General features: G+C 43.0%; 7 protein-coding genes. 6 read left to right on the forward strand and 1 reads right to left on the reverse strand.

The genetic code is table 11. From position 1 onward, the window contains the following. Positions 1-32: 32 nt before the first annotated feature. Positions 33-677 (reverse strand): RNA polymerase sigma-70 factor, encoded by a 645-nt coding sequence (locus tag AC59JO_RS19015; protein ID WP_413667468.1) that lies wholly within the window; start codon positions 675-677, stop codon positions 33-35. Positions 678-928: 251 nt separating this feature from the next. Here AC59JO_RS19015 and AC59JO_RS19020 point away from each other — a divergent pair, with 251 nt between their 5' ends. From AC59JO_RS19020 to AC59JO_RS19045, 6 genes are all read left to right on the forward strand, one after another. After that, positions 929-2,299, forward strand: a complete 1,371-nt coding sequence (locus tag AC59JO_RS19020) for an alpha-L-fucosidase (RefSeq protein WP_497307200.1) — start codon at positions 929-931, stop codon at positions 2,297-2,299. A gap of 249 nt (positions 2,300-2,548) precedes the next feature. Continuing rightward, positions 2,549-5,221, forward strand: a complete 2,673-nt coding sequence (locus AC59JO_RS19025; RefSeq protein WP_413667470.1) for a glycoside hydrolase family 2 protein — start codon at positions 2,549-2,551, stop codon at positions 5,219-5,221. A 12-nt stretch (positions 5,222-5,233) separates the two neighbouring features. After that, positions 5,234-7,528 carry a family 20 glycosylhydrolase gene (locus AC59JO_RS19030; RefSeq protein WP_497307202.1) on the forward strand — a complete coding sequence of 765 codons (2,295 nt, stop codon included), beginning with the start codon at positions 5,234-5,236 and terminating at the stop codon, positions 7,526-7,528. 16 nt (positions 7,529-7,544) lie between these two features. Beyond that, entirely contained in the window at positions 7,545-9,662 is a 2,118-nt protein-coding gene (locus AC59JO_RS19035) for an alpha-L-fucosidase (protein ID WP_497307204.1), read from the forward strand. A gap of 67 nt (positions 9,663-9,729) precedes the next feature. Then, positions 9,730-12,006 carry a GH92 family glycosyl hydrolase gene (locus AC59JO_RS19040; protein ID WP_497307206.1) on the forward strand — a complete coding sequence of 759 codons (2,277 nt, stop codon included), beginning with the start codon at positions 9,730-9,732 and terminating at the stop codon, positions 12,004-12,006. Between the two features lie 265 nt (positions 12,007-12,271). Further along, entirely contained in the window at positions 12,272-13,357 is a 1,086-nt protein-coding gene (locus AC59JO_RS19045) for a DNA topoisomerase IB (RefSeq protein ID WP_497307208.1), read from the forward strand. Positions 13,358-13,428: the final 71 nt, after the last annotated feature.

A 13,428-nucleotide genomic window follows, 5' to 3' on the forward strand; every position in this document is an offset into this window, starting at 1 on the left:
TATTGATAGGACAACTTATTTAGGTAAATTACTTACAAGTGTAAAAAAAATAATTGTAAAATCACAATTACAGAGCCTAAAATGTTGACAGCGTTTGGTTTAGGTTGGATATCGTTATGTTTATTGTATTGTGTCAAAACGACACTAAGCTTTTTAATTGCTCTGAATAACTGAGTTTGCACGGTGCGGGGCGAAATATTAAGAATTTCGGCTACTTCTTTGTACTTCATGCCATCTTCTTTTATCAGTCTGAAAACTATGCGGCATTGTTGCGGTAAACCGGCTATGGCCTGGTCCATTCTGAAAATCAGCTCTTTGTTTTCTATTTCCCTTTGCGGGTTATAGGTATTCACAAATTCAACCGAGTTGGTTTCTTCAATTTGTACAAGATGAATGGTCGAGAATTTTTTAATATGGTTTAGCGATTGGTTTTTTACCGCTACAAACAGGTAGGTTTCGGGGTTTTGGATTTCGGTGAGGTTTTTACGGTTAATCCAACACTTTACAAATACATCCGAAACTATTTCTTCGGCAATCTCCCGTTGATGTACGTATAGTACACAAAATTTAATGAGCGAGTTGTTAAGAATATGGAAAAACAGCTCAAAGGCATTCTCATCGTCATTATTGCAAATGAGTTTCCATAATTTCAGCGTATCAACTTTTCTGTCTCTCAAACCGAAGATTTTTTAATTAATCAACTAAATTTAAAACTTAATAATGGTGTAACAATAATAACATATTAATATCGAAAAATAAAATTTTATGATGTAAGTTGCGATGTTTTTTAAAAAATTTTAAAAAGTGTGTAGGCAATACACTATATAAAATTGTCAGTAATTTATAAAATAAAAGCTTGATGAAACGATTATTTACAGCATTTCTTTTGGTTTTAAGCTGTTACAAAACCTTTGGGCAACAGCACAATATGTCAAAGCAATATGTTCCTGCAGGCGACCCTGCAGTTGAGCAAAAAATTGCAAATTGGCAGGATCTTAAGTTTGGTTTGTTTATGCATTGGGGTACCTACAGCCAGTGGGGGGTAGTTGAAAGCTGGAGCATTTGTCCGGAAGATGAGGGCTGGACACAACGACGCAGCCCGTATGGTGCAACTTATAATGGTTATAAAGCTGCTTATGAAAATTTGCAAACCACTTTTAACCCAACCAAATTCAATCCCGAGAAATGGGTGAAGGCTGCTAAAAATGCCGGTATGAAATATGTAATTTTTACTACCAAGCATCACGATGGTTTTTGCATGTTTGATACCAAAGAAACCGATTATAAGATCACAAGCAGTAAAACACCTTTTTCAAGCAATCCAAGGAGCAACGTAACTAAAGAAATCTTCAATGCTTTCCGTAAAGATAACTTTATGATAGGGGCTTACTTTTCAAAGCCCGACTGGCATACCGAAAATTACTGGTGGCCATATTTCCCGCCAAAAGATCGTAATGTAAACTACGACCCTAAAAAATATCCTGAGCGCTGGCAAAAGTTTAAAGATTTTACCTATAACCAGATAAGCGAGTTGATGAGCGATTATGGTAAAGTTGATATTTTATGGCTCGACGGAGGATGGGTACGCCCTAAAAGCAGTGTTGATACCACTGTAGAATGGCAGCGCGGAATCAAATTTGACCAGGATATCGATATGCCGAAGATAGCCGCTATGGGCAGGCAAAAACAACCAGGATTAATAGTGGTTGACCGTACTGTAGCCGGCAAATATGAAAATTACACTACTCCGGAGCAGGAAGTACCCGAAGTACCGCTTGATCATCCCTGGGAAAGTTGCATAACCATGGGTAACTCATGGAGCTATGTTCCCGGCGATCATTATAAATCGGTACAGCAAATAGTTCAGTTGTTGGTGAAGATCGTATCGCGCGGTGGTAACCTGCTCATGAATATTGGTCCCGGCCCTGATGGTGATTGGGATCCGGTTGCCTATGAACGCCTGCAAGGTATTAGCCAATGGATGAAGATCAATGGCGAAGGTATTTATGCCAGCCAGTCAGTTGCACCATATTCAACAGGTAATATATACTATACAAAAGCCAAAAGCAGCAACACCATTTACGCATTTGCCTTAAGCGATCAGGAAAAAGTAGTTTTGCCTGCTACCGTATCTGTAAAATTAAAAGATATAAAAAAGGTGAAGAAAGTAACCCTTCTTGGCAGTACCCAAAGCCTTAAGTGGAAACAGGTAGCTGATGGTATCGATATCAGTATCCCGGCAAAATTGCAACAGGCCAGCGGGCTAAATGAAGCGGCCGGTTTTAAAATAGTTTATTAATTACGTAGCCAAAATATCATGTCATTTCGACGAACAGGCGGGGTTGAGCAATAGGAGTGAGGAGAAATCTTATATAAGCAATAAGCAAACTTTGAAGAGTGTATAAGATTTCCTTCGTTCCGTATCCACGCCTCTGCATACTCGTCTGAATGACAATTATACCGACAAAATCCCACATCATATAGCCAAGTTGTTACAGCTAAAATGATTTGGCAGTTTTTAATTTTGACATTCATCCAATCTAAATAAATGACAACAACCCGTTCTGCAGGCAGATCTGCATTGTTTAAATTTTCATTAGTGTTATCCGTGCTTGCTTCAGGCGTTTATCAAAACGCAGAGGCGCAAACCAGTTATGAACTTAACAGTGGCTGGAAATGCACCTCAATGAATAGTGTTAAAGATAATGGCACAATTATTTCTCAAACTAATTATGATCTGGCTGCATGGAACCCTGCTGTGGTGCCGGGAACTGTGCTTACAACGCAAGTGGCTAATAAACAGGTTCCGGATCCATTTTACGGGATGAACAATGAAAAGATCCCTGATATCTATAAAGTAGGCCGCGATTATTACACTTATTGGTTTGCCAAAGATTTTAAAGAGGCTGCGCCAACTGGTAGTAATCAAACCTATCTTAACTTTCGTGGTGTAAATTATAGTTGCGATGTATTCCTTAACGGGCATAAGCTTAACAGCAAATTACATAAAGGTATGTTTTTGCGCCAGAGCTATAACATTACTAAATGGCTGAACAAAAATGGCAACAACCGTTTAGCGGTGGTTGTTTATCCGCCGGATGTTGTTGGTAACCCCAACGGCGGTCAGGGTGGTGACGGAACCATTGCCCGCGGTGTAGGTATCCAATACACAGCAGGGTGGGACTGGATCCAACCCATTCGCGACCGCAATACCGGTATCTGGGATAAAGTGACCATTGAGCATACCGGCGCTGTGGCTATCAAAGATCCGCATGTGGTTACGCTGGTTCCGGGTGTTCGCAAGCCAGAAGGTGCACAGCAGCCTGCTATTATACAGGTATCTGCCGAGGTTGAAAACGCTACAGGTGCAGCGGTGAGCGGTACTTTACAATATAATTTAGATGGCAAGCTGGTGTCACAGCCTGTTACACTAAAAGCCAATTCAAAACAGGAAGTTAAACTGACCGATTACAGCCTTAAAAATCCTAAGCTTTGGTGGCCAAATGGCTACGGTCCGCAAAATTTGTATAAGCTTAATTTACAGTTTGTAGCAGGTGGCAAGGTATCCGATCAAAAAAGTATTGAAGTCGGCGTACGCCAGATCACTACCGAGTGGAACAACAAAACCGAAAGCCGCCAGGTTAACATAAATGGTCAAAAGATCTTTATTAAAGGTGGTAACTGGATCATCTCCGATCAGATGCTGCGTTTTAGTGATGCCCGTTATGATGCCGAGGTTCGTTTTCACCGTGATATGAACCTGAACCTGATCCGGGTTTGGGGTGGCGCACTGATTGAACGCCCAGAATTTTATGAAGCTTGTGATAAATACGGTATGCTGGTTTTTCAGGATATGTGGGGATCGGGCGACTGCAACGGCCGTTGGATCGATCCAATGAAAGCTGATGACCAATGGACCCGCCGCAAATATCCGGATGATCATGACCTTTATTTAAAATCAGTTGCCGATCAAGTTAAACTGGTACGTAACTTCCCGTCGCTGGCAATCTGGTGTGGTGGTAATGAGATCACCCCGCCCGAAGATATTTTTGCAGCCATGCGCGATACCATTATGCCAAAACTGGATAATACCCGTTGGTTTATCCCTTATTCAAACTCCGAAGAAATGTCGCGCAATGTACAGGGCGGCAATGGCGATGGCCCTTACGGCATCCAAAGCCTTACAACTTTCTGGGATCATCAAACTTATCCGTTCAATTCGGAAGTAGGTTCGGTTGGGGTTAGCGATTATGAATCGTTAAAGCGTTTTATCCCTGCCGAAAATATGATTGTGCCTGAATTTGATGCCTCTACCGGCAAAACTAAAACAGACCCGGTTTGGGAATATCATAAATATATTGGCTACGACGGTTTTGTTGATAAATACGGAAAAGCCAAAAATGTTGAAGATTTTGCAACCAAAGCACAGTTGGTAAATTATGATCAATACCGTGCTTTGATGGAAGGTTTTAGCTCACACATGTGGGATTGGTATACAGGTACCATCATCTGGAAAACTCAAAACCCGTGGACAGCGATGCGAGGCCAGATGTATGATTATTACCTTGATCCTAACGCTTGTTTGTACGGCTTACATAACGGTAGTGAACCTTTACACATCATGTACAACCAAACAGATGGTATGGTGATGGTAGCCAACAATACCTTTAAAACGCATAGCAATATGCTGCTGGTAGCCAAAACTTATGATATGGATGGCAAGGAGAAAGTGTTAACAAAGGTTTTTGCCGATGTAACACCAACTACCACTAAACGCTATTTATCACTGAAAAGAGAGATCGAGAGAGAAGCAAAAGACAAAGGCATTTTCCTTTGCCTGCAATTGCTTAAATCAGATAACGAAGTGATCGACGAAAACATTTACTGGCTGCCTGATGCCAATGGTGATTTCTCCGGTTTACAGAAAATGCCTAAAGGTGATTTAGGTGCAACAGCTAAATATTTAAAGAACGGCAAGGTTGAGGTAACGCTCACTAACGAAGGTAATGGTGCCTTGGCATTCTTCAACCGTTTATCATTAGTTAATGCTGATACCAAACAACGCATCCTTCCGGCTTTTTATAGCGATAACTATGTAACCGTATTGCCGGGCCAAACTAAAAAAGTTGTTATCGACCATAACCCTGGTGCCGATAAAAACCTTGCAGTAACTATCGGTGGCTGGAACGTAACAGAAAGAACCATATCTATCGACAAATAACAAACAGAAACAATGAAGATCATTTCAAAATATTTGTCAGTAGCGGCATTAGCGCTTATTTGTACCGGTGCTGTTAACGCCCAGGAAACAGCAGCAAAATTTCCTCTGATCCCTTACCCGGCTCAATTAACGGCGGGTGAAGGTTCATTTACTATAACATCTAAAACCGGCATAGTAACTTCCAATGCTTTTAATACTGAGGCTTATGCCTTGAAAGACCTGCTGCGTAAAGGCTTAGGTAAGCCTATTGAAGTAAGTAAGGTAAAGAAAGCTCATGCTATTAACCTTGTTTATGACGCAAGTATAACCACTCCCGAAGCGTACCGCATGAGCGTTACTAAGGAGCAGATTGTTATTCGCGCAAAAGACCCTGCCGGTGTGTTTCACGCGGTAGAAACTATCCGTCAGTTATTGCCTGTTGGCATTGAAGCGGGCGTTGTGCAAAAGCAATTGTCTTTACCCGTTGTAGCTATTGAAGACGCGCCTGTTTACGAGTGGCGTGGTATGCACCTGGATGTATCGAGGCATTTCTTTTCGGTAAGCTACCTGAAAAAATTTATCGACAGGATGGCTTTGTACAAGATGAACAAGCTTCACCTGCATTTAACCGATGATCAGGGCTGGCGTATCGAAATAAAAAAATATCCCCTGCTTACCGAAGCCGGTGCATGGCGCACCTTCAACAATCAGGACTCGGCCTGCATGAAAAAGGCTAAGGATAATCCGGATTTTGTGATCGATAAGGAGCACATCATTCAAAAAAATGGCAAAACATTATACGGTGGTTTTTACACGCAGGATGAAATGAAAGGCGTAGTGGCTTATGCCGCAGCCCGTCATATCGACATTGTTCCGGAAATTGATATGCCGGGGCATATGATGGCGGCCATTAACTCATATCCGTTTTTAACCTGCGATGGTGAAAATAAATGGGGCGAGCTGTTCACCAAACCAATCTGCCCGTGTAATGAAAGTACCTTTGAGTTTGCCGAAAATGTATTTACCGAGATTATGCAGATCTTCCCGTCTAAATATATCCACATTGGCGGCGATGAAGTTGATCGTACCAATTGGGGCAAATCAGACGCCTGTAAAGCTTTGATGGCCAAAGAGGGACTTAAAGATCTGGCCGCATTGCACAGTTATTTCATTAACCGCATGGAGAAGTTTTTCAACTCTAAAGGCCGCAAGCTAATTGGTTGGGACGAGGTAATTGAAGGCGGCATCAGTCCAACAGCTATTATTATGTACTGGCGTACCTGGGTGCCTGATGCCCCGGTTAAAGCTGTTAAGAATGGCAATACCGTGATCATGACACCCGGCGAACCGCTTTACTTTGATAACCAGCCCGACCAGTATTCTGTTAGTAAGGTATATCATTTTAACCCTGTGCCAAAAGTATTGAACGCCGAAGAAGCAAAATCAATCATTGGTGCGCAGGCCAATCTCTGGTCAGAAATGATTCCTTCAGAAAAACGCGCCGATTATATGTATATGCCGCGGTTAACCGCATTGTCTGAAATGCTGTGGACGCACAAGGAAAGTGAATACGATTCATACCTGGAACGTTTAACTCAACAATATAAAAGGATGGACGCGATGAAGATCAACTATCGTCTGCCTGATCTTCCTAACCTGCTTAATCAGTATGTTTTCACTAACGAAGGCAAGCTAAGCATTGCGTCTCCATTGCCAAGCCTTACTATCCGTTATACTACCGATGGTACTTTGCCTGATACCCAATCGCCGGTATTGCCATCGCCATTAACTATCTCTAAATCAGAGTTGGTAAGGGTTGCAGCGTTTACACCAACCGGGACACGTGGCGATGTTTATAATTTGAACTACACACAACAGCAAATGCTGGGCCCGGTAAAAATTGCCCCGCCTAAACCCGGACTCGCAGCTACTTATTACAAGGCTTTCTTTAAAAAGACTGCATTAATGCAAAATGCAAAGGTTGACAGCACGTTTAGTACTGATAAAATAGAAGTACCTGCTACGGTTAAAGCTCCGTCATTTGGTATCACTTACAAAGGCTATATCGATGTGCCAACCGATGGTATTTACAGCTTTTACTTAACCTGCGATGATGGCGGTGTGCTGTACATTGGCGATAAAACTGTTGTTGATAACGATGGTAATCACTCGGCGCAGGAACGGAGCGGACAGGTTGCGCTAAAAATGGGTGCGCATCCGTTTAAGCTTGATTTTATTGAAGGCGGCGGCGGCTTTAAGTTGCTGCTGAAATACAGTGTTAATGGCTCGGCCCCTCAGGATGTGCCGTCATCATGGTTCAAAAACTAATAACCTAATACCAATTATGAAGAAGTTTACAGGCATTGCCTTATTGTTACTTACAGCCGGTTTAAATAGTTTCGGCCAAACTGCTCCTAAGCCTTATGGCGTATTGCCTACACAAGGGCAGCTTAACTGGCAGGAAACTGGGATGTATTGCATTATCCATTACGGCGTTGATACTTATACCAACAAGGAGTGGGGATTTGGCGATGAAGATCCGAAGATTTTTAACCCATCGCAGTTCAGCGCCATGCAGATAGTTGCTGCTGCAAAAGCCGGTGGTTTTAAAGGTGTGGTTGTGGTAGCCAAACACCACGATGGTTTCTGCATCTGGCCAACCAAAACTACCGAGCACAATATCACCAAAAGCCCATATAAAAACGGCAAGGGCGATATGCTGAAAGAATATCGTGAAGCTTGCGATAAGTTAGGCATGAAACTAGGTGTTTACTGCTCACCATGGGACAGGAACAACCCTAATTACGGCACGGCCGAATATGTAAAGATCTACCGTGAGCAACTGAAAGAATTGTATACCAATTACGGTCCGTTGTTTATTTCATGGCACGATGGCGCTAATGGCGGTGATGGCTATTACGGCGGCAAACGTGAAGTAAGAAAAATTGACCGTTCAACTTATTATGGATGGGATACTACCTGGGGCATTACACGCAAATTGCAACCGAATGCTGTTTTATTTGGCGATGTTGGCCCGGATGTGCGTTGGGTAGGTAATGAGGAAGGCCATGCAGGTGAAACATGCTGGGCCACTTACACTCCTCACGCTCCTGATGAAGGCAAGATCCCTGCTAATGGTTATGTAAAGGATTATGAAGGCACCGAAGGCACCCGTAACGGTAAGTATTGGATGCCGGCCGAATGCGATGTGTCATTGCGTCCGGGATGGTTTTATCACAAAGCGCAGGATGAAGGTGTAAAATCGCCTTATACCTTGCTCGATCTGTATTACAAAAGCGTAGGCCGTGGCGCGGCGCTTGATTTGGGTTTATCTCCTGATCCGCGTGGTATTATTAACGAGATTGATGTTAAATCATTAACCGAGTTCGGCAACTTGCTTAAGCAAACCTTTGCTGTTAATTTGGCAAAAGGGGCAACACTAACGGCAAGTAATGTGCGTGGCGGTAACAAAGCCAAATTTGGTCCGCAGTTTTTGTTGGATGATAACCGCTACAGCTATTGGGCTACTGATGATAAAGTAACTACTCCCGAATTAACTATCGATCTGCATTCGCCAAAAACGTTTAACGTGATCCGTCTGCGCGAAAATATTAAGCTTGGTCAGCGTATTGAAGCAGTTGCCGTAGATGCTTATTTAAATGGCAAATGGGAGCAAATAGGGGAAGCTACCAGTATTGGCGGTAACAGGCTGATCCGTTTAACTCAAAATATCACTGCAAGTAAACTGAAACTGAGGGTTACTGTGTCGCCGGTGGCTATTGCTTTGAGCGATTTCGGGATTTATAAAGAGCCGGTGCATTTAACTGCACCAAAAGTATCACGCAATAAAAAAGGCGAAGTAAGCATTATTACCGAAGCTCCTGTAAGCGCTATCCGCTATACGCTTGACGGGCACGAGCCAACATCGAGTTCGTCGGTTTATACTAAGCCGTTTGCGCTTAATGAGGGCGGAGTAGTAAAAGCCCGGAGTTTTGAAGGTAAAAATCAACAAAGTGAAAGTGCTTACGCATCATTTGGCTTTGCTAAAACCGATTGGAAAGTGCTGGATGCCACTGCAGCTAATGATGGCTGGGGGCGTGCAGAAAATGCTTTCGACGAAAATACAGGTAGTCTTTACAGTACCCTTAAAAAAGAAGATGCGCAATTCCCGCAGCAAATCAGCGTTGATTTGGGTAAGGAACAAAAGATAAAAGCATTTGGTTATTTGCCAAGGCAGGATAAACAATCTGAAGGCATTGTTGATAGCTACATTTTCTACGTCAGCAATGATGGCAAAACCTGGGAAAAGGTGGCATCTGGCGAGTTCTCTAATATCAAATCGAACCCAATTGAGCAACCTGTAGCTTTAAAGCAGGCATTTAGCGCACGTTATTTTAAATTTGAAGCCACGCACGTAATTGCAGGCAATGGTATTACCGTAGCCGAATTAAGCGTTTATTAATAATCTATTAAGTATTGAGGTTTACTTTGACAGCAATATAAACCTCAATACATCATTTAAATAAAGAATGAAAAAACAACTCGTTTTGGCCGGTTTACTGGCCCTGGTTAATTTAAGCGCCCAGGCACAAAGGCACCAATCGCAGCCCATGAAAAAGGCTGGCGGTTTAACACAATATGTCGACCCATATATTGGCACCGGTTTTCATGGGCACGTTTTTGTGGGTGCCAGTGTTCCGTTTGGAGCAGTGCAGTTAGGCCCAACCAATATTTCTGAGGGTTGGGACTGGTGTTCGGGCTATCATATTTCCGATTCTACCATTATCGGTTTTCAGCATACGCATTTAAGCGGTACCGGTATTGGTGATCTGGGCGATATTTCTTTTATGCCTACAACCGGGTCAATCAACGTATACAAAGGCAGCAACAAAAATTTAAAAGGCGGTTATGTATCGTTGTTCAGTCACAAGGATGAGGTTGTAAAGCCGGGCTATTACAAAGTAAAGCTTAAAAAATACGATATCGGTGTTGAGCTTACTGCGAGCGCCCGTGTTGGGATGCATAAGTATACTTTCCCTGCATCAAAGGATGCCCACATCCTGATTGATTTGCAGGAAGGTATTGGCTGGGACAGGCCAATGGAAACCTATATTAAACAGGTAGATCAAAATACCATTTGTGGTTATCGTTTTTCAAAAGGCTGGGCAAATGATCAACGTATTTATTTTACAGCGGTGTTTTCAAAGCCTATTAAAACATTCAATGTTTATGACAGTACCGCCAGCGCAAAAGGTACCGAGCTTAAAGGTGTAAAAGTAAAAGGTGTTATCACCTTTGCTACTACCAAAGGCGAAGTTGTTTATGCTAAAGTTGGTATCTCACCGGTGAGCGCGAAGAATGCCCTGCTTAATATCGAAACTGAGATACCAGGATGGGATTTCAATAAAGTGGTTGCCGATGCTGATGCTGCCTGGAACAAACAGTTTCAGAAAATTGTGATCAAGGCCGATTCATTATCACAGATGAAGAAGTTTTATACTGCTTTTTATCATACTATGATAGCGCCGTCTATTTTTAACGATGTGAATGGCGAATACTGGGGAACAGATAAAAAAGTACACAAAAACGAAGGTTTCAATAACGTAACCACGTTTTCATTGTGGGATACTTACCGTTCAAACAATCCGCTGTCAACCATTATCCACCCTGAGCATGTGAATGATATGATCAACTCTATGCTGGCTATTTATCAGCAACAAGGTAGTTTACCCGTTTGGCATTTGATGGCTAATGAAACCAATTGTATGGTGGGTTACAGCGCGGTACCTGTTGTTGCAGATGCTTTGTTAAAAGGATATAAGGGTTTTGATGCTAATTTAGCATACGAGGCCATGAAAACCACAGCAATGGGTGACGATCGCGGTATCAAATACGTTAAAAAATACGGCTATATCCCTGCCGATAGCAGCCGCGAATCGGTTTCAATGGGCCTTGAATATGCCATAGACGACTGGAGCCTGGCGCAGGTAGCCAAAAAATTAGGCAAAACCGAAGACTACGCTTACTTCAGTAAACGCGGTGCCTACTACAAAAACTATTATGACGCAAAGGCTGGCTTTATGCGCGGCCGTTTATCGCAGGATGCATGGCGTACACCGTATAGCCCATTCATCTCTATCCACGAAACCGGCGACTTTACCGAGGGCAACGGCTGGCAGTACACTTTCCTTGTTCCGCAGGATGTAGAAGGTTTGATTGATATGCTGGGCGGCGTTGATAAGTTCAATACCAAGCTTGATTCATTGTTTATTGCGCAAGGTGATATGGGCAAATTTAAATCGCCTGATGTGTCAGGTTTGATCGGCCAGTATGCACATGGCAACGAGCCAAGCCACCCAATGAGTTATTATTATGCTTACTCGGGCAAGCCATGGAAAACAGCCGAAAAAGTAAGATTTATCCTTGATGACTTTTATACCGATAAGCCGGATGGTATTATCGGCAATGAGGATGTAGGGCAGATGTCGGCCTGGTATGTGTTATCTGCTGTTGGTTTTTACCCGGTTAATCCGGCCAATGGCCTGTACGTGTTCGGCAGCCCGGTAGTTAACGAGGCTACATTGCAATTGCAGGGAAATAAGAAGTTCCATGTAGTGGTTAAAAATAACGGCCCTAAAAACAAGTATATCCAGGCTATGACGCTTAATGGCGCTGATTATACCAAAACTTATATCAAACACACCGATGTGATGCAGGGCGGCGAACTGGTAATTACTATGGGCGATAAGCCTGGCACCGTTTGGGGTGTTGGTGAAGCTAATAAAGCGGTTTCAGTGTTGAAGTAAGGTTTTCCAAGGAAAGCCCACTTCCACGTGTCATTGCGAGCGCAGCGTGGCAATCGCACGGAAACCGAGCCGCTCTGTACAGCCGCCCTGTATCGCATGCGATTGCTTCGTACCTCGCAATGACATAATTATATATTAATGAAAAAAGGGATGCCCGTCGGGCATCCCTTTTTTCATTAAAGAGACTTAAGGCAATAATCTAAAATATCTCTATAAGATAAATTCCTAATTAAAACTTAATATCCCCTCCGCATGTTATCTCCACATGAACCGTCTTCTCAAAAAGCTCGAAAAAATTGGCCGCGACCCAAAGATCACTGCCAAGGCAGTTGGCCTACGTTATGTATCCGACTCATCGCCGGGGTATACCCGTAAAAAGTCGGGCAAAGGCTGGAGTTATTATGATGCAGATAGTAATTTAGTAAAAGACAAAGAATTGTTAACCAGGTTCAACAAGCTGGTGATCCCGCCGGCATATACTAACGTTTGGATCTCGCCCTACGAAAACGGCCACTTACAATTTACGGGTACGGATGCTGCCGGGCGCAAGCAATACCGGTATCATGCTCATTGGAACCAGATCCGGAACCAATCCAAATATCACCGGATGCAGACTTTCGCAGCGCATTTGCCGGCAATTCGCAAGCAGGTAGATAAAGATTTGGCAAGGCATAACCTTGGCCATGAAAAAGTAGTTGCACTGGTAGTGAGGTTAATGGAGCTTACCAGTATCAGGGTTGGGAATGAATCGTACAAAAAGCTTTATGGATCATTTGGCTTAACGACGTTGCAAAACAGGCACGTGAAGGTTGACGGATCCAATCTCCGGTTTGAGTTTAAAGGCAAGAAAGGAGTGTTTCACAAAGTATCGCTGCAAAGCCGTAAGCTGGCACGTTTGGTAAAGCAATGCCGTGATATCCCCGGGAAAGAGCTTTTTCAATATTATAACGAGGATGGTACAAGGTGCAGTGTAGGCTCGGGTGATATTAATAGCTATCTGCGTGAAATTACCGGAGAGGATTTCACAGCTAAAGACTTCCGTACCTGGGCAGGTAGTGTAAGCGCATTGTACGCTTTTAAAGAGGCAGGAGAATTTGACAGTGTTACAGAGTGTAAAAAGAAGATAGTGAGTGTTTTGGACGAGGTAGCCATAAACCTTGGGAACACGCGTACTGTTTGTAAAAAGTACTACGTGCACCCAACGGTTATTAAAAGTTATGAGGAGGGAACCATTTTTAAATACATCAGCCAGCTTGATGAACGCGAAGATGTAAAAGCCGCCGAACTTAATATTGCTGAGAAAGCCTTACTCAACCTGCTGGAAACGGAAAAACTGGCCGAGGCCAGTTGAGAAGGTTGATTATGTTTAAAGTTGCTTAAGAGCGTGTTTATTTCTATTAATATTAACTGATCTTATCGAAA

It is taken from the genome of Mucilaginibacter sp. A5337 (assembly GCF_059690695.1).

Coding starts and splice junctions, on each gene's coding strand:
- AC59JO_RS19025 (WP_413667470.1), top strand. CDS start 2,549: ATGACAACAACCCGTTCTGCAGGCAGATCTGCATTGTTTAAATTTTCA.
- AC59JO_RS19035 (WP_497307204.1), top strand. CDS start 7,545: ATGAAGAAGTTTACAGGCATTGCCTTATTGTTACTTACAGCCGGTTTA.
- AC59JO_RS19030 (WP_497307202.1), top strand. CDS start 5,234: ATGAAGATCATTTCAAAATATTTGTCAGTAGCGGCATTAGCGCTTATT.
- AC59JO_RS19040 (WP_497307206.1), top strand. CDS start 9,730: ATGAAAAAACAACTCGTTTTGGCCGGTTTACTGGCCCTGGTTAATTTA.
- AC59JO_RS19020 (WP_497307200.1), top strand. CDS start 929: ATGTCAAAGCAATATGTTCCTGCAGGCGACCCTGCAGTTGAGCAAAAA.
- AC59JO_RS19045 (WP_497307208.1), top strand. CDS start 12,272: ATGAACCGTCTTCTCAAAAAGCTCGAAAAAATTGGCCGCGACCCAAAG.